This is a genomic window from Neisseria sp. P0008.S004 (genome assembly GCF_051962755.1).
In the GTDB taxonomy this organism is placed as follows: domain Bacteria; phylum Pseudomonadota; class Gammaproteobacteria; order Burkholderiales; family Neisseriaceae; genus Neisseria; species Neisseria subflava_A.
Genome location: NZ_JBQCUZ010000003.1, coordinates 1 through 17,897, shown reverse-complemented (window position 1 = coordinate 17,897; position 17,897 = coordinate 1). Strand labels below are relative to the sequence as shown.

The 17,897-nt window shown below is 46.3% G+C and carries 22 protein-coding genes and 1 pseudogene; 17 read left to right on the top strand and 6 right to left on the bottom strand.

Annotated elements, in window-relative coordinates; all coding sequences use genetic code 11:
- The first annotated feature begins 209 nt into the window (after nt 1–209).
- The 14 genes from hisC (at nt 210) to ACTHSW_RS03545 (ending at nt 10,686) form a co-directional block, all read left to right on the top strand.
- The gene (gene hisC, locus ACTHSW_RS03610) at nt 210–1,295 is read left to right on the top strand and encodes a histidinol-phosphate transaminase (RefSeq protein ID WP_070460183.1); all 1,086 of its coding nucleotides are present in this window, start codon (nt 210–212) and stop codon (nt 1,293–1,295) included.
- 19 nt (nt 1,296–1,314) lie between these two features.
- Complete coding sequence (gene hisB / locus ACTHSW_RS03605) at nt 1,315–2,268, top strand: imidazoleglycerol-phosphate dehydratase HisB (protein ID WP_070460185.1); 954 nt, start codon at nt 1,315–1,317, stop codon at nt 2,266–2,268.
- Nucleotides 2,269–2,436: 168 nt separating this feature from the next.
- The gene (gene hisH / locus ACTHSW_RS03600) at nt 2,437–3,081 is read left to right on the top strand and encodes an imidazole glycerol phosphate synthase subunit HisH (protein ID WP_070460187.1); all 645 of its coding nucleotides are present in this window, start codon (nt 2,437–2,439) and stop codon (nt 3,079–3,081) included.
- A gap of 73 nt (nt 3,082–3,154) precedes the next feature.
- On the top strand, nt 3,155–3,892 hold the full coding sequence (gene hisA, locus ACTHSW_RS03595; RefSeq protein WP_070460189.1) for a 1-(5-phosphoribosyl)-5-[(5-phosphoribosylamino)methylideneamino]imidazole-4-carboxamide isomerase: 738 nt from the start codon (nt 3,155–3,157) through the stop codon (nt 3,890–3,892).
- Between the two features lie 164 nt (nt 3,893–4,056).
- Nucleotides 4,057–4,374: a multidrug transporter MatE gene (locus ACTHSW_RS03590; protein WP_070460191.1), complete on the top strand. Its 318-nt coding sequence runs from the start codon at nt 4,057–4,059 to the stop codon at nt 4,372–4,374.
- Between the two features lie 40 nt (nt 4,375–4,414).
- Nucleotides 4,415–5,182 carry an imidazole glycerol phosphate synthase subunit HisF gene (gene hisF, locus ACTHSW_RS03585; protein ID WP_070460193.1) on the top strand — a complete coding sequence of 256 codons (768 nt, stop codon included), beginning with the start codon at nt 4,415–4,417 and terminating at the stop codon, nt 5,180–5,182.
- Between the two features lie 44 nt (nt 5,183–5,226).
- Entirely contained in the window at nt 5,227–5,634 is a 408-nt protein-coding gene (gene hisI, locus ACTHSW_RS03580) for a phosphoribosyl-AMP cyclohydrolase (protein ID WP_070460195.1), read from the top strand.
- 31 nt (nt 5,635–5,665) lie between these two features.
- Nucleotides 5,666–5,989: a phosphoribosyl-ATP diphosphatase gene (locus tag ACTHSW_RS03575; RefSeq protein ID WP_070460197.1), complete on the top strand. Its 324-nt coding sequence runs from the start codon at nt 5,666–5,668 to the stop codon at nt 5,987–5,989.
- A 118-nt stretch (nt 5,990–6,107) separates the two neighbouring features.
- A complete protein-coding gene (locus ACTHSW_RS03570) occupies nt 6,108–6,431 on the top strand; it encodes a histidine triad nucleotide-binding protein (protein ID WP_003748648.1) in 324 nt (107 codons plus the stop codon).
- A gap of 41 nt (nt 6,432–6,472) precedes the next feature.
- Nucleotides 6,473–6,676 carry a Sec-independent protein translocase subunit TatA gene (gene tatA, locus ACTHSW_RS03565; protein ID WP_003679438.1) on the top strand — a complete coding sequence of 68 codons (204 nt, stop codon included), beginning with the start codon at nt 6,473–6,475 and terminating at the stop codon, nt 6,674–6,676.
- A 3-nt stretch (nt 6,677–6,679) separates the two neighbouring features.
- On the top strand, nt 6,680–7,342 hold the full coding sequence (gene tatB, locus ACTHSW_RS03560) for a Sec-independent protein translocase protein TatB (RefSeq protein ID WP_070460199.1): 663 nt from the start codon (nt 6,680–6,682) through the stop codon (nt 7,340–7,342).
- A 15-nt stretch (nt 7,343–7,357) separates the two neighbouring features.
- Complete coding sequence (tatC, locus tag ACTHSW_RS03555) at nt 7,358–8,134, top strand: twin-arginine translocase subunit TatC (RefSeq protein WP_070460201.1); 777 nt, start codon at nt 7,358–7,360, stop codon at nt 8,132–8,134.
- A 557-nt stretch (nt 8,135–8,691) separates the two neighbouring features.
- A complete protein-coding gene (locus ACTHSW_RS03550; RefSeq protein ID WP_070460203.1) occupies nt 8,692–10,077 on the top strand; it encodes a GntP family permease in 1,386 nt (461 codons plus the stop codon).
- 90 nt (nt 10,078–10,167) lie between these two features.
- Entirely contained in the window at nt 10,168–10,686 is a 519-nt protein-coding gene (locus ACTHSW_RS03545; protein ID WP_070460206.1) for a gluconokinase, GntK/IdnK-type, read from the top strand.
- 59 nt (nt 10,687–10,745) lie between these two features.
- On the opposite strand, the gene dtd is transcribed toward ACTHSW_RS03545, so the two are convergent.
- The 6 genes from dtd to ACTHSW_RS03515 form a co-directional block, all read right to left on the bottom strand.
- Nucleotides 10,746–11,207, bottom strand: a complete 462-nt coding sequence (gene dtd, locus ACTHSW_RS03540) for a D-aminoacyl-tRNA deacylase (protein WP_070460225.1) — start codon at nt 11,205–11,207, stop codon at nt 10,746–10,748.
- 96 nt (nt 11,208–11,303) lie between these two features.
- On the bottom strand, nt 11,304–12,068 hold the full coding sequence (locus tag ACTHSW_RS03535; protein WP_070460208.1) for a peptidyl-prolyl cis-trans isomerase: 765 nt from the start codon (nt 12,066–12,068) through the stop codon (nt 11,304–11,306).
- A gap of 44 nt (nt 12,069–12,112) precedes the next feature.
- Nucleotides 12,113–12,985: a peptidylprolyl isomerase gene (locus tag ACTHSW_RS03530; RefSeq protein ID WP_070460209.1), complete on the bottom strand. Its 873-nt coding sequence runs from the start codon at nt 12,983–12,985 to the stop codon at nt 12,113–12,115.
- A 51-nt stretch (nt 12,986–13,036) separates the two neighbouring features.
- Nucleotides 13,037–13,309 (bottom strand): BolA family protein, encoded by a 273-nt coding sequence (locus ACTHSW_RS03525; protein WP_070460214.1) that lies wholly within the window; start codon nt 13,307–13,309, stop codon nt 13,037–13,039.
- Nucleotides 13,306–13,596, bottom strand: a complete 291-nt coding sequence (locus tag ACTHSW_RS03520; protein WP_004519663.1) for a YciI family protein — start codon at nt 13,594–13,596, stop codon at nt 13,306–13,308. The genes ACTHSW_RS03525 and ACTHSW_RS03520 overlap by 4 nt, the downstream gene beginning before the upstream one ends.
- The gene (locus ACTHSW_RS03515; RefSeq protein WP_070460216.1) at nt 13,596–14,129 is read right to left on the bottom strand and encodes a septation protein A; all 534 of its coding nucleotides are present in this window, start codon (nt 14,127–14,129) and stop codon (nt 13,596–13,598) included. The genes ACTHSW_RS03520 and ACTHSW_RS03515 overlap by 1 nt, the downstream gene beginning before the upstream one ends.
- A gap of 353 nt (nt 14,130–14,482) precedes the next feature.
- On the opposite strand from ACTHSW_RS03515, the gene ACTHSW_RS03510 reads away from it, so the two are divergent.
- The 3 genes and pseudogenes from ACTHSW_RS03510 to ACTHSW_RS03500 all read left to right on the top strand — a co-directional run.
- Nucleotides 14,483–16,468 carry a FimV/HubP family polar landmark protein gene (locus ACTHSW_RS03510; RefSeq protein ID WP_107810942.1) on the top strand — a complete coding sequence of 662 codons (1,986 nt, stop codon included), beginning with the start codon at nt 14,483–14,485 and terminating at the stop codon, nt 16,466–16,468.
- Nucleotides 16,469–16,628: 160 nt separating this feature from the next.
- On the top strand, nt 16,629–17,474 hold the full coding sequence (gene truA, locus ACTHSW_RS03505) for a tRNA pseudouridine(38-40) synthase TruA (protein WP_070460219.1): 846 nt from the start codon (nt 16,629–16,631) through the stop codon (nt 17,472–17,474).
- A 312-nt stretch (nt 17,475–17,786) separates the two neighbouring features.
- Nucleotides 17,787–17,897 (top strand): annotated as a pseudogene (locus ACTHSW_RS03500) (porin); the annotation flags it as partial.

Here is a 17,897-nt window from a genome sequence, read left to right as displayed (position 1 = left end):
GGCGTAAAGCCGTACTGGAAAACTTAAAATTATACCGCTAAAAAGGCGGGGTAAGCCAAGAATATTGCTTAAAGATGCTGAAGAAAGGATTTATTGTTTTTTCTTCAAACGAATGAAACTTTATCTTGTTTTATAGTCTTATTAATATATATATTTAATAAAGATTGTGCTATTATTCTAAATACTTTATCTCAGGAGGATAGAAAACCATGAATCGCGTTGCTGATGTTATCCGTGATGATATTAAAGTAATGACAGCCTATCAGGTTGCTGATTTGCCGGAAGGTTTTATTAAGTTGGACGCCATGGAGTGTCCGCATCATCCTTTCGCCGGGTATGAATCTTTATTATCGGAATGGGCGGACTTGGCAAAGCAGGCGCCGATTCATTTGTATCCCCATGCTGCCAAGAGCGGTATTTATGAAGAATTGAGGGAGGTTTTCGGTATTCCCGATAAAGCGGAAATCGCATTGGGTAACGGCTCCGATGAGCTTATCCAATTTTTGACTATGCTGGTTGCCAAACCAAATGCGCGTGTATTGGGTATTGAGCCAAGTTTCGTTATGTATCGTCATAATGCCGCGCTTTATGGCATGGAATATGTCGGCGTTCCCTTAAATCCAGATTTTTCTTTAAATCTCCCTGCCGTTTTGACCGCTATCGAGCAACATCAGCCGTCATTAATTTTTATTGCCTATCCCAATAATCCTACCGGCGTGTGCTTTAAGCGAGAAGAAGTAGAGGCGGTCATTCGTGCGGATACCGGCATTGTGGTTGTCGATGAGGCATATGGTGCGTTTCATCATGACAGTTTCCTTCCGTGGGCGGGCGAAGTCGAAAACCTGGTCGTAATGCGCACCATCAGTAAAATCGGCTTTGCCGGCTTACGGATGGGGTATGCGGCGGCAAGCCCAAGCATTATGGGTGAACTGGCCAAAATCCTTCCGCCTTACAATATGAATCAATTAAGCTTGGCGGCGGCGAAATTCTCATTGAAGCATCATCCAATCATTCAGCAAAACATTGATACATTAAAAAACGAGCGTTCGCGCGTGATGAATGAATTGTTGAAATTAAACCGTTTGGAAGTTTTTCCGAGCGAAGCCAACTTTATTACCGTTCGCGTACCTGATGCGAACGAGCTGTTTGAAACATTGAAGCAAAACCGCATACTGATTAAAAAACTGCATGGCAGCCATCCGCTTTTGGATCAGTGTGTCCGCATAACCATAGGCTCGGCAGCGCAAAATGATGCCGTCTTGGCCGTTATTAGAAACCTTTACCCCAATCTTTGATTTCAAGGAAACTACCATTATGAACAAAGCTCAACTGCATTTGACCAATTTTCTGTTACTGGTTGAAGAAGCCGGCTCATTGACCAAACTCGCACGCGCATGCGGTTATGAAAACTCCGCCTCTTTGTCTCAGCTCAAACGCCGTTTGGAACAACAAGCAGGCGATGAGTCTGCACGCGGCATTCGTCCGAGCCTGGCTGCGAAGTTGGAATCCGGTATGCACAAACGCAAAGGCTGGCTGAACCGTGATCACAGCAAAGACCAAGAAAAAGCAGCAGTTGAAGCGGCGCGTTTGGAAAAACAAACTGTCGAAACAGCCGAAGCTGGTGTTTCAACTGAAGGCCGTTTTGTTACTGTTACCCGCAATACCTGCGAAACCCAAATTACCGTTAGCCTCAACCTTGACGGTACCGGCAAATACCGCTTGGATACCGGCGTTCCTTTCCTTGAACACATGCTTGCTCAAGTGGCGCGTCATGGTTTGATTGACTTGGATATTACCTGCAAAGGCGATTTGCACATTGACGACCATCACACGGTTGAAGACATCGGTATCGTATTGGGTCAGGCCTTGAAACAAGCACTTGGCAATAAAGCCGGCATTACCCGTTATGGTCATGCCTATGTTCCGTTGGATGAAGCGTTGAGCCGTGTAGTCATCGACCTTTCCGGCCGCCCTGGCTTGGTGTACAACATCGACTTTACCCGCGCCCTGATCGGCTGTTTTGATGTTGATTTGTTTGAAGAATTTTTCCACGGCCTTGTGAATCACAGCATGATGACCTTGCACATCGATAATTTTAGAGGTCGTAATGCACATCATCAAGCCGAGACTGTTTTCAAAGCCTTCGGCCGCGCATTGCGCATGGCGGTTGAATACGATCCGCGCATGATGGGTCAAACGCCTTCTACCAAAGGTACGCTGAGCGAAGAGTCTGTTCAGGAAGAAGCAGAAGCCGCATCTGAAGAATAAGGCATCGTGTGAATGAATAAAGGCCGTCTGAAACCGATCGGGATTTCAGACGGCCTTTATTATTTGTCTTGTATATCGACAATATTTTGTTTTAAACCATCTTTTGCTACAATCATTCTTATTATTATATTAATCATTAAATGTTTTCAGACGGCCTGAGGAGAAGCAATGAAAGTAGCGATTGTTGATTATGGAATGGGAAACCTGCACTCAGTATTGAAATCTGTTCAGGCGGCGCAGGTTTTGTCTAATCAAAATGCCGAGGTTTATCTGACTTCGCGGCCTGAAGAGGTGATGGCGGCGGATAAGGTTATCTTTCCAGGGCAGGGTGCCATGCCGGATTGCATGTCGGCGCTGGAGGCAAGCGGTTTGGGTGAGGCGGTTTCAGACGGCCTGAAAAACAAGCCGTTTTTTGGAATTTGCGTAGGTGCGCAATTATTGTTTGAACACAGTGAAGAAGGCGATACAGATGGTTTGGGTTGGTTTGAAGGTCAAGTAAAACGGTTTTTGCCCAATCAAACCGATGAGCAAGGAGGCCGTCTGAAAGTGCCGCATATGGGTTGGAATACAGTGCGCCAAACCCGTCCGCATCCTTTATTTCAAGACATTGGGCAAAACGAGTATTTCTATTTTGTTCACAGCTATTATTTTGCACCGAAAAATGAAGAGATTGTTTTAGGCGTTAGCGAATATCCGAATGAATTTGCCTGCATTGTCGGTAAGGACAATGTGTTTGCCACACAGTTCCACACGGAGAAAAGCCATCAGGCAGGATTGCTGCTGCTGCGTAATTTTTTAAATTGGCAGATTTGAGGCTTTTAACATAAATCTGCTAAAAATCGCTAATTTGTGTAAAATATACTGAAATTGAATAGAGGAGAAGAAAATGCTGTTGATACCTGCCATTGATTTGAAAGAAGGACGCTGTGTTCGCTTAAAACAAGGCTTGATGGAGCAGGCGACGGTGTTTTCCGATTCACCGGCAGAGATGGCTTTGCATTGGCGCAATCAAGGCGCACGCCGTTTGCATTTGGTTGATTTGAACGGCGCATTCGCAGGCGTTCCTCAAAATTTTCCGGCGATTAAAGAAATTTTGGCCGCCGTAGCCAAAGATATTCCGGTACAGCTTGGCGGCGGTATCCGTGATTTGGGCACCATCGAAAAGTATTTGGATTTGGGTCTGACCGATGTGATTATCGGTACGGCCGCGGTAAAAAATCCTGAATTTGTGCGCGAAGCATGTAAGGCCTTTCCGGGTCAGATTATCGTCGGCTTGGATGCCAAAGACGGTATGGTGGCGATAGACGGTTGGGCAACGGTAACGGAGCATCATGTCGTCGATTTGGCCAAGCGTTTTGAAGACGATGGCGTCAACAGCATTATTTATACCGATATCGGCCGCGACGGCATGATGAGCGGCGTGAATATCGAAGCTACCGTCAAATTGGCCCAATCCGTGAATATTCCGATTATCGCTTCCGGCGGTTTGACGAATTTGGATGATATCCGTGCATTGTGTGCCGTTGAAAACGAAGGCGTGAGCGGTGCAATTACCGGCCGTGCAATTTATGAGGGAAGCATTGATTTTGCACAGGCGCAAAAACTGGCCGATTCTTTGGCTTAAGTGTGTCAGATTATGCGGATAAGACCTTGCAGGCCATTAAAACGCAGCGGCTGACGCAGCACACAAAAATGCACTCAAAGGGATTGCCTGTATAGGTCATGGGTTTATATCTGTTTGAAATAATTATAAAAACAACCCAATCGATATTTTATTAAGGGATTAGTATGCTTGAAGCGTTTGTTTTGGGTTTTTGGATTATCTGGTCATCCGACCGCGAAGTGTATCCACTAAGTGAAAGTTTGTGGTTTACACTGATTGCAGTGATATTGCGGCAGCTGACGGCGTTTGATTTGCCGATTATCGATACCTATTGGATGATTTTCAACGGGATAATATGGGCATTTGCCGGTTTGATTTTTTCCATCGTCGGTCGCATCGACAGCAATTTCATTATTTCCTGCGTTTTGGCGATGATGGCGGGGATTGGTTATTTTCAGCTGTTGCAACATTTGCCGGATTGGTTGAGCAAATTTTTGGCCTGACGGTTTCAGACGGCCTGAGAACGGATAAGAGGTATTGAGTATGACATTGGCAAAACGAATTATTCCTTGTCTGGATGTAAAAGACGGTCGCGTGGTAAAAGGTGTCAACTTTTTGGGTTTACGCGATGCAGGCAATCCGGTTGACGTTGCCAAACGCTACAACGATGAAGGCGCGGATGAATTGACCTTTTTGGACATTACTGCCTCCAGCGACAATCGCGATACTATTTTGCACGTTATTGAGGCAGTCGCATCACAAGTTTTTATTCCATTGACGGTCGGCGGCGGTGTGCGTACGGTTGCCGATATCCGTCGCCTGCTTAATGCCGGTGCCGATAAGGCCAGCATCAATACGGCCGCTGTAACCAATCCTGATTTGGTAAATGAAGCGGCCGGTTTTTTTGGTTCACAAGCGATTGTCGTTGCCGTGGATGCCAAAGCGGTCAACCCTGAAAATACCCGTTGGGAAATCTTTACCCACGGCGGACGTAATCCGACCGGTTTGGATGCGGTGGAATGGGCTGTCGAAATGCAGCGGCGCGGTGCGGGCGAGATTTTGCTGACCAGTATGGATCGGGACGGCACCAAGCAAGGTTTTAACCTGCCTTTGACACGCGCGGTCAGTGAAGCGGTCGATATTCCGGTCATTGCTTCCGGTGGCGTCGGTTCGGTACAACACTTGGTGGACGGCATTAAAGACGGAAAGGCAGATGCGGTATTGGCCGCCAGTATTTTCCACTTTGGCGAAGCGAGTATCCGCGAAGCGAAACTGGCCATGCGTGAAGCAGGAATTGAAGTGCGTTTGTGATTGCTACCCAAAGGCCGTCTGAAAAATATGGGAGAAAAACGCGAATGTCGAATATAAACGAAACGCTGCTGAATGCCGTAAAATTTGATGAAAAAGGTTTGGTTTGCGCCATTGCCCAAGATTGGCAGACACACCGTGTGCTGATGGTCGCCTGGATGAACGCAGAAGCCCTGCAAAAAACCGTAGAAACCGGTTTTGCCCACTATTACAGCCGTTCCCGCCAAAAACAATGGATGAAGGGCGAAGAGTCGGGGCATACGCAAAAAGTACACGAATTGCGCCTGGATTGCGATGGCGACGCTGTGGTTATGTTGATTGAACAAAACGGCGGCATTGCCTGTCATACCGGGCGTGAAAGCTGCTTTTACAAAGTTTGGCAAGAGGGTGCATGGCAGACAGTGGATGCCGTGTTGAAAGACGAAGAAGCAATTTACGGATATAAACATCCTTAAGGCCGTCTGAAAGAAATAAGAGAAACCGACCATGACCGATACCATCCTTACCCAAATCCAAAACGTCATCGATTCGCGCAAAGGCGGCGATCCCGATGCTTCTTACGTTGCCCAACTGTTGCACAAAGGCGAAGACAAGATTCTGAAAAAAGTCATCGAGGAAGCGGGCGAAACCTTGATGGCTTCTAAAGATGGCGGCGGCGAACATTTGGTTTACGAAGTGGCGGATTTGTGGTTTCACACCATGGTTTTATTGGCGCATCACGGATTGCGCGCCGAAAATGTGGTCAACGAGCTTGCGCGCCGTCAAGGTTTGTCGGGATTGGTGGAAAAAGCTTCTCGCAAAGAATCTTGAATTTATATTACAATCCCGTATTTGACCTGTTTCAGAATCCGTCTCTTGGGGCAAAAACGATTTCACTTTGTTTGGCGAAACCCGTTGCACCCGTTTTCAGACGGCCATTGGAGCCATTATGGATAATTGTATTTTCTGCAAAATCGCCGCCAAAGATATTCCGGCACAAACCGTTTACGAAGACGATGAGATGCTTTGTTTCAAAGACATCCGTCCTGCCGCGCCGGTACATCTGCTGCTGATTCCGAAAGTACACTTCGATTCACTGGCACACGCCACTGCCGAACATCAAACCCTGTTGGGTAAAATGATGTTGAAAGTCCCTCAAATCGCCCAAGAGGCAGGTTTGACCGACGGTTTCAAAACCCTGATCAACACAGGCAAAGGCGGCGGACAAGAAGTCTTCCACCTGCATATCCATATCATGGGTACGCCCGCATAATTATTATCTCTTTTTAAATTAAACAAATTCAAGGACTTATCATGGGTAGCTTCTCTCTTTGGCACTGGATTATCGTACTGATTATCGTCGTTTTGGTATTCGGTACCAAAAAATTGCGCAACGTCGGCAAAGATCTCGGCGGCGCAGTGCATGACTTCAAACAAGGCCTGAACGAAGGTACAGACGGCAAAGATGCCAAAAAAGACGAAGTCATCGAACACAAAAAAGACGAAGACAAAGCATAATCCATGTTTGATTTCGGTTTGGGCGAATTGCTGCTGGTCGGCGTTGTTGCCCTGATAGTGCTTGGCCCCGAACGTCTGCCGCAAGCCGCGCGTACGGCTGGGCGTTTGGTCGGTAAATTGCAAGGATTCGTCAATAACGTCAAGCAGGAACTCAACACTCAGGCTGAGTTGGACGAATTGCGCAAGGTGAAGCAGGAATTTGAAACCGCCGCATCCGAGTTTCGCGACGGTATCAAAGACTTGGGCAACGATGCACAAAAAAATCTGAGCGATATTTCAGACGGCCTCAAGCCGTGGGAACGCCTGCCCGAACAGAAAACGCCTGCCGATTTTGGCGTGGACGAGTTCGGTAATCCTCTGCCTGATTTGGCTTCAAGCAGCACTGAAAATGAAAGTGCGGCCCAAGTTCCTGAAGAGGGTGGAGCAGCGCAAACTCAAGAGCCTGTCGGGGCTGAAAATGCCGAGTCCGAGCAAGACCGCGCTTGGCGTGAGTATTTGACCGCATCGGTTTCACCCACTCCGGCGGTCGAAGTCAGCTATGTCGAAGCCCCTGTCGCCGATGTTCCTTCGCTGCATACGACTTCTTTGCGTAAGCAGGCGATGAGCCGCAAACGCGATATGCGTCCGAAATTCCACGCCAAACCCAAACTGCGCGTCCGTAAGTAAAAAGTGAGTCAACCGGTGTCCGAACCTCAACACGAACAACCCGTCCAACCGCTTATCGAGCATCTTCTCGAGCTGCGCCGCCGCATGATGTGGATCGTCATCGGTATCGTCGTCTGCTTTTTGGGTATGATGCCGTTTGCCCAGCAGCTCTATACCTTTGTTGCCGAACCATTGATGGCCAATCTGCCTAAAGATACCAGCATGATTGCAACCGATGTGATCGCGCCGTTTTTTGTGCCGGTCAAGGTTACTCTGATGGCGGCATTTCTGCTGTCGTTGCCGCACACGCTGTATCAAGTTTGGGCGTTTGTCGCTCCTGCCTTATACCAAAACGAAAAACGCTTGATTACGCCGCTGGTGTTGTCCAGCGTGACGCTTTTCTTTGTCGGTATGGCGTTTGCCTATTTTTTGGTATTTCCCGTTATTTTCAAATTCTTGGCCGGGGTAACCCCTGTCGGCGTCAATATGGCGACCGATATCGACAAATACCTGTCCTTTATTTTGGGCATGTTTGTTGCATTCGGTACGACGTTTGAAGTTCCCGTCGTTGTGGTGTTACTTGCAAAAATGGGCATTGTTTCGACTGAACAGCTTAAGAATGCGCGTCCGTATGTGATTGTCGGTGCGTTTGTCGTGGCTGCAATCATCACGCCGCCTGACGTAATTTCTCAAACCCTGCTTGCTGTTCCGCTGATTCTGCTCTACGAAGCAGGCATTTGGTTCAGCCGCTTTATCAAAGCGAAAACGCAGCAGGAAGATGAAGATACACCGCAACCACCGGCAGAAGTTTAAGAATCAAGGCCGTCTGAAGAATTTTTCAGACGGCCTTTGTATCATCGCACTTCAGTTTTTAAGAAAAAGTATGATGGATGTTTGGGGAGTCGTAAAACATTACTGCCCAGATTCTTTTGATTCGGCTAAAATTTTTGACCGAGGATTTTGCCGAAATCGAAGCAGTAATGTGTAACAGTCCCTCATGCCTCAATGGGCTGGATTTTAATACCAAACTGCCGGAATTACGTTTGGGAAATGGGGTGATTTTTACCAAGGCATAAGCCGAAAATACTTGATTTTAGGTAATTGAAAAAATATTCGTTTCTATTTTATCGAGAAGAATGATGTCAGGCCGTCTGAAAATTAACTACGTTTCAGACGGCCTTTTTATTGCCTTTGTTTTTTCTTTGCTATTCTTAGTTATCAAGCATCTTGCAAAAAGGGTTTTGAAAAAGAGAAATTTATATTTTGACTAAATCCATCCATATGAACCCATAGTGAAATGTGTTATCTTATCTAAGTGTGTTAAGAAACATTAATAAGTTTGTATTTTTCTTACAGAGAAAGGCTTCAAAATGGATGGATGGACTCAAACGCTGAGTGCCGGTACCTTGCTCGGTATCGCCGCGGCAGCGATTTTGCTAATCTTGATTTTGATTGTAAAACTGCGCGTTCATGCCTTGCTGACGTTGGTATTGGTCAGCCTGCTGACTGCCATCGTAACAGGTCTGCCTATGGGCAGCATTGTTAATGATGTATTGGTCAAAAACTTCGGCGGTACGCTCGGCAGCGTGGCGTTGCTGGTCGGTTTGGGCGCAATGCTCGGCCGTTTGGTGGAAACTTCCGGTGGCGCTCAGTCTTTGGCAGATGCGCTGATTCAGATTTTTGGTGAGAATCGTGCACCATTTGCTTTAGGCGTGGCTTCTTTGATTTTTGGTTTCCCGATTTTCTTTGATGCCGGCTTGGTGGTGATGTTGCCGATTGTGTTTGCAACGGCACGCCGTATGAAGCAGACCGTTCTGCCATACGCGATGGCGTCTATTGGCGCATTTTCGGTCATGCACGTCTTCCTGCCGCCTCATCCTGGCCCGATTGCTGCTTCTGAGTTCTATGGCGCAAATATTGGTCAACTGCTGATTTTGGGTTTGCCTGTTGCCTTGATTACTTGGTATTTCAGCGGCTATTTATTGGGTAAAGTTTTGGGTCGCAGCATTCATGTACCTGTTCCTGATCTGATCAGTGGTGGTACGCAAGATAATGACCAACCGAAAGCGCCTGCAAAAGCATCTACCGTTGTTGGTATTATGCTGATTCCTATGCTGTTGATTTTCTTAAATACCGGTTTGTCCACTTTAATCAGTGAGAAAGTTGTCAGTGCAGATGAAGGCTGGGTGCAATTTGGTCGCATGATCGGTTCGACACCGATTGCTTTGCTGATTTCTGTTTTGGTAGCCCTGTATGTATTGGGTGGCAAACGTGGCGAAAAAGCCAGCGCTTTGGAGAAAACCATTGATGGCGCATTGGGTCCGGTTTGCTCGGTCATTTTGATTACCGGTGCGGGCGGTATGTTCGGCGGAGTGTTGCGTGCTTCCGGTATCGGTAAGGCTTTGGCCGACAGTATGGCGGACTTGGGTATCCCTGTTTTGCTGGGTTGTTTCTTGGTGGCTTTGGCTTTGCGTATTGCGCAAGGTTCTGCGACCGTTGCATTGACTACCGCTGCCGCGTTGATGGCACCGGCCGTTGCGGCGGCAGGTTTCAGCGATTGGCAGATTACTTGCGTGGTATTGGCTACGGCGGCAGGTTCCGTTGGTTGCAGCCACTTTAACGACTCCGGTTTCTGGCTTGTCGGCCGTCTGTTGAATATGGATGTGCCGACGACCTTGAAGACATGGACGGTCAACCAAACACTTATCGCACTCATCGGTTTTGCTTTATCGTCAGTGTTGTTTGTTTTGGTTTAATCGGAAGAACGGGCGGATAGTGTTTTTGAGATAACACAATCCGCCCGTTTTTAAATACCGTTAAAATCTAGATAAACAAGGAGTAGAAAAATGACGACACATTTTGTCATGATGGGCGTGTGCGGTTGCGGTAAAACCACTGCCGCGCTGTCTTTGCAAAAACATCTCAACCAATGTCCGTATGCTGAAGGCGACGATTTTCATACCCAAGCCAACCGCGATAAAATGGGTGCAGGTATTCCGTTAACGGATGAAGACCGCTACCCATGGCTCGGCAATTTGCGTGACTGGATGACGGAGCAGGCAAAAAATGGGGAAACATATTCCATCGTTACTTGTTCCGCACTCAAACGCCAATACCGCGATATTCTGCGTGGTGCAGAAGGGAAGGTGGCTTTTATCCATTTGACTCCGCCTCAAGCAATCAATCTTGAGCGTATGCTGTCGCGTCAGGGGCATTATATGAAAGCCGGAATGCTGGATTCTCAGCTGGAGATTTTGGAAGAGCTGGGTGCTGATGAGTACGGTGTCAAAATTGACAATCCGGGTTCGCCTGAAGCCGTTGAGGCAGATATTGTGAACTGGGTGAAAGCGCAAGGCTTGATTTAGTAATGATCAGAAATGGAAAGGCCGTCTGAAATATTTCAGACGGCCTTTTCCTATGGGATTTAGAATGTTTTTTGCGAATCAAGCAATAAGGTAACCGGCCCGTCATTGCAAAGGGAGACCTGCATATGGGTTTGGAATCTGCCGGTTTCGACAGTCAATCCATGTTCGCGCAAAAGTTGCGCGGTGTATTGATAAAGCTTGTCTGCTTGTTCGGCAGGGGCAGCATTGGAGAAGGACGGACGGCGGCCGCTGCGCGCATCGGCGTAAAGGGTAAACTGAGAAACCAGTAATATCGAGCCACCGACATCTTTGAGCGATAAATTTAATTTGCCGTTTTCGTCTTCAAAGATACGTAGGTTGGCGGTTTTATCCGCAATGTATTTGGCGTCCGCTTCTGTATCGGTGTGGGTAACGCCGATCAATATCATAAATCCGTTGTTGATTTCGCCACAGGTTTCGCAGGAGTTTTCGGACAAAACGTCAACTTTAGCTTGGGTAACTTTTTGGATAACAGCGCGCATGATGTTTTTGAATAAAAGAAGTTTGTAAAAAAGGGCGTAAGATACGCCCTTGGGGTTTAAATATAGTTTCAGACGGCCTGAAACCATTGAATTAATTTACGGATTAATGTCGTTTTCTTTTAAGATACGTTCGATCTGATTCTCGACTTTTTGTCGTTTAACGGCTTGGGCAATCTGATTGCGTACCAGTTCGAAAGGTTCGGCATTGGGATCGCGTTCTACTGCACTGAGTTTAAACAGATAAAAACGGCTTTCCATCTGAATCGGCTCATGCGTTACATCGCCTCGGTTCATGTCAGCAAAAGCGGTAGCCAGTTGAGGAGAGAGCTGCTGCGGAGAGATGAAGCCGTCGAACTCTTGTTCGGGGTTGGGATAGCGTTTCATCAGCTCTTCAAATGACAAGCCTTTGAGCAGCAGTTCTTGCGCGGCGCGTACTTCGTCGGCTGAAGCAAAGCTGACTTGTTGCAGCTTGATAATGCGTGTTTGCTGGTCGTAGAAACGGCGCAACTCAGCATCGTCAACCGCGGTTTGGCGTTCTAGATAGGCAGCGTATTGGTTGGCATAAAACTCAGCTTCAACGTTTTTAAGCTGATTCTGCACTTCCGCATCTTTGTCCAAACCAGCCTTGATGGCTTCATTTTTCAAAATTTCCAAAGTCTGCAAACGTGTAACCACATCTTTGCGGATTGCCTGGCCATCGGGTTTGGCAGTCTGGTTGGGATGTTGATCGGCCTGTCTCAATACTTCGGCGACCATGCTGTCGATACGGGCGGGATCGATTTCAGGCGCTTTGGCGGTTGCTAAGCTCACGGTTGACAAGGCGAGGATAGCCAAAACGGCAGTTTTGGGCTTGATGTTCATGTGAGTTCCTTATTGCCCGCCGCTATCACGGCGGGCACCTTATATTATTTGTTGACTTTGATGCTGGCTTTTTTCAGTAATGATTGAATGGCCGCATCAACACGGGCTGCCTGTAAGTCGTTGCCAATCTCGTTTTTAGCGGCTTCGTAAGAAGGTACAGTAACGTTACGACGGTCATTGACATAGAAAACGGCGTACAAATTACCGTTTTGCAGTGGAGTTTTAGTGTGTGCACCTTTTTTCAGGTCTTTGACAGCAGCGTAAAGCGGAGGCGCTGATTCTTGCAAATCTTTAAGCGGAACATAAGCTTTAGGGATGCCGCCGGCTTTTTTGGCCGCTTCGTCAATTGAGTATTGGTTCAATATCGAAACAAAGCTTTTTTTCGCATCCAAATCGGCAATGGCTTTTTGGGCATTGCTGCTGCTGTCGGTCACGATTTCGCCCAGTTGGACTTCCTGAGTACCTTTATAGAAGTTGCTGAAGTCGTTGTAAGCGGCTTTGACATCTTTTTCTTGGACAGGATATTGACGGACGATATGCGCCGCGAAAGCTTGGCCTAACAAATCATTTTCGAAAACTGCCCATTCGGTTTTGAATGTGGCTTTTTTATCTGCACCTTGTTTGGCGGCATCGGCACGCGCTTGCTCCAATGCAGTTTTGAATTCAGCGCTTTGATCCAGTTTTAATTTTTTAGCTTCTTGGGTAACAACAGTGCTGATAACTTGGCGTTCAGTCAGCATTTGACGCAATTCAGGAGTGTCTTGAACGTTCGGGTTGCTGGCGCGTACGGAAGCGATTTGGTCATCGATAACGCTGCTGTCGATGGCTTGGCCGTTGACGGTCACCAAAGTTTGGGCAAACAGGGTGCCGGAAGTCAGAGCAAGCATCAAGGCTGAAGCAAAGTAGGTTTTTTTCATCGTATTTCTCTTTTAAATTAATGATTGGAAATCAAAGTTTGGGCAGTAATCTTAATGGAAGTATTCGTCCGGCGTGGCTGCTTTGATACTGAGTGCATGAATCAGGCCGTCTGAAAACAAGTCCTGTAAAAGCTGCTTAATCATACGTTGCCGCTGGAGGCGGCCAATGTTTTCAAATGCGTTGCTGACCACCACTATGGCGTAATGCCCGCCGCCTTTATTACCGGCATGGCCGGCGTGCAGGTGGCTTTCATCTTCAAAATCGAAGAACTCAGGCTCAAGCGCCTGCAGGCGTTCCTCGATAATTTGACGCATATTGCTCATTTGAATACGGCTTTAAAGGGTTTAATCAATACTTCTGCGTATACGCCGGCATCGACGTAAGGGTCTTGTTCAGCCCATTCTTGTGCAGCGTCCAAAGATTCAAATTGAGCCACTATCAGGCTGCCGGAAACGCGTTCCGGATTATCTGGTAGAGGATTGGGGCCGGCAGTCAGCAGACGGCCTTGCGCTTTCAATTCTTCTAAGCGTGCTAAATGGGCAGGGCGTGCTGCCATGCGTGCTTCGTGGACATCTTCGGCATCAGTAGCCAAAAGCATGAAATATTCCATTATTGATCCTCCTTAGGCTGAAAACGCATCAGATACATACCCTGTGCGATGGAAAAAATGATTGTGAAACCCAATGTGCCGAACAGTTTGTAATTGACCCATTGGTCTGGAAAATATGTAAAGACAAAGAGGTTGGCCGCACCCATAAAAATCAGGAAGCCAATCCATGCATAAGTCAGGTGCGTCCATACAAAATCAGGGAGCTGCATTTCTTTGCCCATGACGGCTTTAAGCCCGTTTTTACCGGCAAGGTGGCTGAACAGCATGACGATGGCACCGATCCAAAACAGAACGGTCGGTTTCCACATGATAAAGCGGTTGTCTTTCAGCAGAATCGTTGCGCCGCCAAAAAAGACAATCAAAATCAGGCTGACCCATTGCATGGTATCCAGTTTACGGTGTTTCCAAAAGGTCAGCGCAGCTTGGGCAATGCCGACTATAACCGCAACAGCTGTTGCGGCAATCATGTCTTTGGTGATGATATATGTGATGAAAAATAAGAATACGGCGAATAAGTCGCTCAAAATCTTCATATATTAATGATGAAACTAATTGAGTAAATGCTAATCATACAGGGAGATGTGTTTTTTTGCACCTTTCCCCATGACTTTAATACCACATATATTTATATAAAATATTTGTTTTGGGTTAGCGAAATTTGTAAAAAAGAAACACAAGCATGCAAAAGTAATAGATTTGCTAAGGAATTTTAGGCTGAATAGCCTCTATTGCTTGGCAGGAATAGGTTAAAAATATATCATGACGTAATATCTAGTAAATATATGGTTGAATGCGCGCACATTGGTTAGTACCATAATTTTCGAACAGGGGATCCGTTTTGAAAAAACATCACAATATTAAATTAATTACAGCTTCTATCGCTTTAATGACATCGCTCAGTGCCTCTGCGGGTTTGGGGGGCTTGAATGTTCAATCTCATTTGGGTGAGCCTTTTACAGGCAGTATCACTGTGACTGGTGAGGAAGCTCAGGCTCTGCTCAATGGCGGTAAGGCCACTATTTCAAATGGCAATTTGCGCGCGGCGGTACGCAAATCAGGCGATAAGGCAGTCGTTACTATCCGCTCTTCTCAAGCCATCAAAGATCCTGTTTTGGTTTTCCAAGTAGGTATCGGCGCGCAATCGCGTGAATACACCGCCATTATCGATCCGGCCGGATATGATTCTAAAGATGCTGCATCTGTTCGTACCCGTCCGGCCACTGAATCTCAATCCTCCGAGCCGACACGTAATGTCCAACAGCCTGCAACGAAAAATAATAAAGCAGCAGGTAATCAGGCCACTCAGGTGCGTAAGGATGTGCAGCGTAAGGCTGAGAAAAAACAAGTTCAGACGGCCTCTGCTAAAAACGACACTGCCTCACGTTTAGGCAGACAGCATTTGGTGCGTACGGGTGAAACCCTGATGGCCATTGCGTCGAGCATCCGTCCGCAAGGTATGACCTTGGATCAAACCATCCAGGCTTTGGTAAATGCCAACCCGGATGTGTTTATTGATAATAATGCCAACCGTATGTTGGCAGGTAAAGTACTGAATATTCCAAACCGTAGCGAATTGCAACGCTTGGCTGCTTCTGCTCCTGCTAAAACTAATACGGCAACAGAAAAAGCTAATGAAACCGCTAATACAACAGAGGCTAAAACAGAAAAACCTGTTGTTCAGCCTGATGCTCAAACTGAAGCTCAGGTTAAAGATGCTGGCGTAAATACACAGCAACAGGAAGAAGTAAAACAAGCTTCAGCTGAACAAACAGAACAAGCAGCATCTGCAGCGGTTAATGAAAAAGCCGCATCGACTGTTCCTGCGTCCGATATTCAAGAAGCTATGGCTTCCGATGCTCAAGAGAATATAGTGGCTTCTGAGCCTGTTGCAACCACTGATTCTGTCGCGGAGCAAACAGAAAGCGAATCAGATGGTAATTTATGGAAATGGTTATTGGCAGGCGGTGCAGCCCTTATTGCTGCTTGGTTGTTGTTGAAAGCTGCCGGTAAACGTAAAGATGAGCCGGAAGCAGCGCCTGTAAGCCGTAAGGATGAAGAAAAGGCTGTACAGAAAAATGTTGCTGCTTCAGCTGCTGCGGTTGCTACAACTAAAGTAACGCCGTCTGAAAAAATTCAAGACGGTCTGTTTATCGAAGACGATTTCGAAGATGATGTGGTCATCAATGAAGTAGAAGAATCTTCCACTATTAATGATGTTAAACTTGATTTGGGTAAGATTGACAATAGTCAGACAGGTATTCTTTCAGGTGCAGTAACGCATGATGCAGAGACAGAGCAACGTCGCTATGCTGATTGGGATAGTATCGAATCAACAGAAAGCGTGTACGAGCCTGAACCGGAAAATCCATATCAGCCGGTATCCGTTGTTATGCCTGAACGTAAAGAAGAGCAGGTAAATACATTTGATGAGTTTGATTTTGCGACAGAAACAAAAGTCTTCGAGTCAAGAAATGAAGAGCCACTCGAGTTTACGGTAGATACCCCTGAAGATTCAGACGGCCATGTGTTGCCATTCGATATCAAGCAAGATCAAGACTTGCAAATTCAAGAAACCAAAGAAGAAGTAGAGAAAGAAGAAGCTGCTTCTGAGTTTGTGATTGAAGAAGGTGCATTGGAATGGGGAGCTGAAGATGTTTCAGTGGCTGCCGATAAAAGCAATAGTGAAAGAGGCTTTGTTTCAGAATCAGTCGGTATGACTGCACCGCTTGAAGCCAAATATGATTTGGCTAAGATGTATATCGAAATCGGTGATCCTGAAGCGGCTCGAGAAACATTGCAAGCGCTGATTGAAGAGGCTGAAGGAGATATTCTGTATAAAGCCCAAAAACTGATGAAAGAGCTTGGCGTATAAGTACTAGTAAAATGAAGATGCCGTTTCAGACGGCATCTTTTTTATGGTAAATTAAGATGAAGGCCGTCTGAAATACATGAGAGGCGTGTGTTAATCACGCCTTTTTAATATTTGTTACTTAAGCGTAGGCAACAATATCAATTTACAAGAAGTATAAGAAATGACTGAAAAAGGAAATACAACAGGGCATCTCGTGCAGCGTTGGGCTTTGACCCTCTCTTATGACGGTAGCCGTTTTTATGGTTGGCAAAAACAGGCGGGAGATTTGCCGACTGTTCAGACGGCCTTAGAGCAGGCGTTGTCTTCAATAGCAAGGGAGCAAATTAATACTATTGTTGCGGGAAGGACGGATACGGGTGTGCATGCAACTGCTCAAGTGGTGCATTTTGATACGTCAGTAAGTCGTCCGGAGCAAGCATGGGTGCGTGGTGTCAATGCACATTTGCCTGATGGTGTTGCTGTGTTGGTTGCGCAAAAAGTTGTACCTCATTTCCATGCCCGATTTGATGCTTATGGCCGCCATTATCGCTATTTATTGGAATCTTCACCGGTTCGTTCTCCATTATTAGTTGGCAGAGTAGGGTGGACGCATTTGAAATTAGATTTAAATCTGATGAGGCAGGCTGCTGCCTTGTTGGAGGGGGAACATGACTTTTCCAGCTTTCGAGCGGCCGAATGTCAGGCGAAGTCCCCTATAAAGACACTATATAGTACAAAGATTAGTGGAACTTCTCGCTATCTGTGCCTTGATTTGCATGGAAATGCATTCTTGCATCATATGGTACGCAATATTATGGGGGCATTGGTGTACGTAGGTAGTGGCAGAATCAGTGTAGATGAGTTTGAGTCGGTCTTTCATGCAAAAAGCAGATTGAAGGCTCCGCCAACTTTTATGTCTGATGGTCTATATTTAACAGGTGTTGACTATCCTGATGAGTTTGGGGTGACACAACTATCTTTGCCCGAGTGGATGAGCGTTCTAGGTAATGATTTTCAGACGGCCTGACTGCGGATTGTTGGTATAAAAGCAACAAAATAGCGTGATTGATGTGTAAACTGATAAAGTGTTGTAAAAATGCAAATTTGGGTTTTGAAGAAATTTATCATTGATTTTAAATAATAAATTTCCATTATTTGGGTTGTCTCTACCTTTATTTGGTTTCTACGGTAGTGGGGGGAATTGAATAAAGTTTGTTTTTTTAGAAAGGAACAATTATAGTGACAGCCATGGAATCGCTGATTCCAGCGATAAAGTAAGCCTAAGCGGATTGTCCGGTCTGCTTAAGTTATTTCTTCACAATAGAAAAGGAATACAGCAATGAAAAAATCCCTGATTGCCCTGACTCTGGCTGCCCTGCCTGTTGCAGCTATGGCTGACGTAACTCTGTACGGTCAAATTAAAGCTGGCGTAGAAATTTCTAAAGTAAAA

What these genes read in the sequence shown, in the direction of transcription:
- hisC (WP_070460183.1), top strand. Translation starts at nt 210, where the DNA reads ATGAATCGCGTTGCTGATGTTATCCGTGATGATATTAAAGTAATGACA.
- hisB (WP_070460185.1), top strand. Translation starts at nt 1,315, where the DNA reads ATGAACAAAGCTCAACTGCATTTGACCAATTTTCTGTTACTGGTTGAA.
- hisH (WP_070460187.1), top strand. Translation starts at nt 2,437, where the DNA reads ATGAAAGTAGCGATTGTTGATTATGGAATGGGAAACCTGCACTCAGTA.
- hisA (WP_070460189.1), top strand. Translation starts at nt 3,155, where the DNA reads ATGCTGTTGATACCTGCCATTGATTTGAAAGAAGGACGCTGTGTTCGC.
- ACTHSW_RS03590 (WP_070460191.1), top strand. Translation starts at nt 4,057, where the DNA reads ATGCTTGAAGCGTTTGTTTTGGGTTTTTGGATTATCTGGTCATCCGAC.
- hisF (WP_070460193.1), top strand. Translation starts at nt 4,415, where the DNA reads ATGACATTGGCAAAACGAATTATTCCTTGTCTGGATGTAAAAGACGGT.
- hisI (WP_070460195.1), top strand. Translation starts at nt 5,227, where the DNA reads ATGTCGAATATAAACGAAACGCTGCTGAATGCCGTAAAATTTGATGAA.
- ACTHSW_RS03575 (WP_070460197.1), top strand. Translation starts at nt 5,666, where the DNA reads ATGACCGATACCATCCTTACCCAAATCCAAAACGTCATCGATTCGCGC.
- ACTHSW_RS03570 (WP_003748648.1), top strand. Translation starts at nt 6,108, where the DNA reads ATGGATAATTGTATTTTCTGCAAAATCGCCGCCAAAGATATTCCGGCA.
- tatA (WP_003679438.1), top strand. Translation starts at nt 6,473, where the DNA reads ATGGGTAGCTTCTCTCTTTGGCACTGGATTATCGTACTGATTATCGTC.
- tatB (WP_070460199.1), top strand. Translation starts at nt 6,680, where the DNA reads ATGTTTGATTTCGGTTTGGGCGAATTGCTGCTGGTCGGCGTTGTTGCC.
- ACTHSW_RS03550 (WP_070460203.1), top strand. Translation starts at nt 8,692, where the DNA reads ATGGATGGATGGACTCAAACGCTGAGTGCCGGTACCTTGCTCGGTATC.
- ACTHSW_RS03545 (WP_070460206.1), top strand. Translation starts at nt 10,168, where the DNA reads ATGACGACACATTTTGTCATGATGGGCGTGTGCGGTTGCGGTAAAACC.
- dtd (WP_070460225.1), bottom strand. Translation starts at nt 11,207, where the DNA reads ATGCGCGCTGTTATCCAAAAAGTTACCCAAGCTAAAGTTGACGTTTTG.
- ACTHSW_RS03535 (WP_070460208.1), bottom strand. Translation starts at nt 12,068, where the DNA reads ATGAACATCAAGCCCAAAACTGCCGTTTTGGCTATCCTCGCCTTGTCA.
- ACTHSW_RS03530 (WP_070460209.1), bottom strand. Translation starts at nt 12,985, where the DNA reads ATGAAAAAAACCTACTTTGCTTCAGCCTTGATGCTTGCTCTGACTTCC.
- ACTHSW_RS03525 (WP_070460214.1), bottom strand. Translation starts at nt 13,309, where the DNA reads ATGAGCAATATGCGTCAAATTATCGAGGAACGCCTGCAGGCGCTTGAG.
- ACTHSW_RS03520 (WP_004519663.1), bottom strand. Translation starts at nt 13,596, where the DNA reads ATGGAATATTTCATGCTTTTGGCTACTGATGCCGAAGATGTCCACGAA.
- ACTHSW_RS03515 (WP_070460216.1), bottom strand. Translation starts at nt 14,129, where the DNA reads ATGAAGATTTTGAGCGACTTATTCGCCGTATTCTTATTTTTCATCACA.
- ACTHSW_RS03510 (WP_107810942.1), top strand. Translation starts at nt 14,483, where the DNA reads ATGACATCGCTCAGTGCCTCTGCGGGTTTGGGGGGCTTGAATGTTCAA.
- truA (WP_070460219.1), top strand. Translation starts at nt 16,629, where the DNA reads ATGACTGAAAAAGGAAATACAACAGGGCATCTCGTGCAGCGTTGGGCT.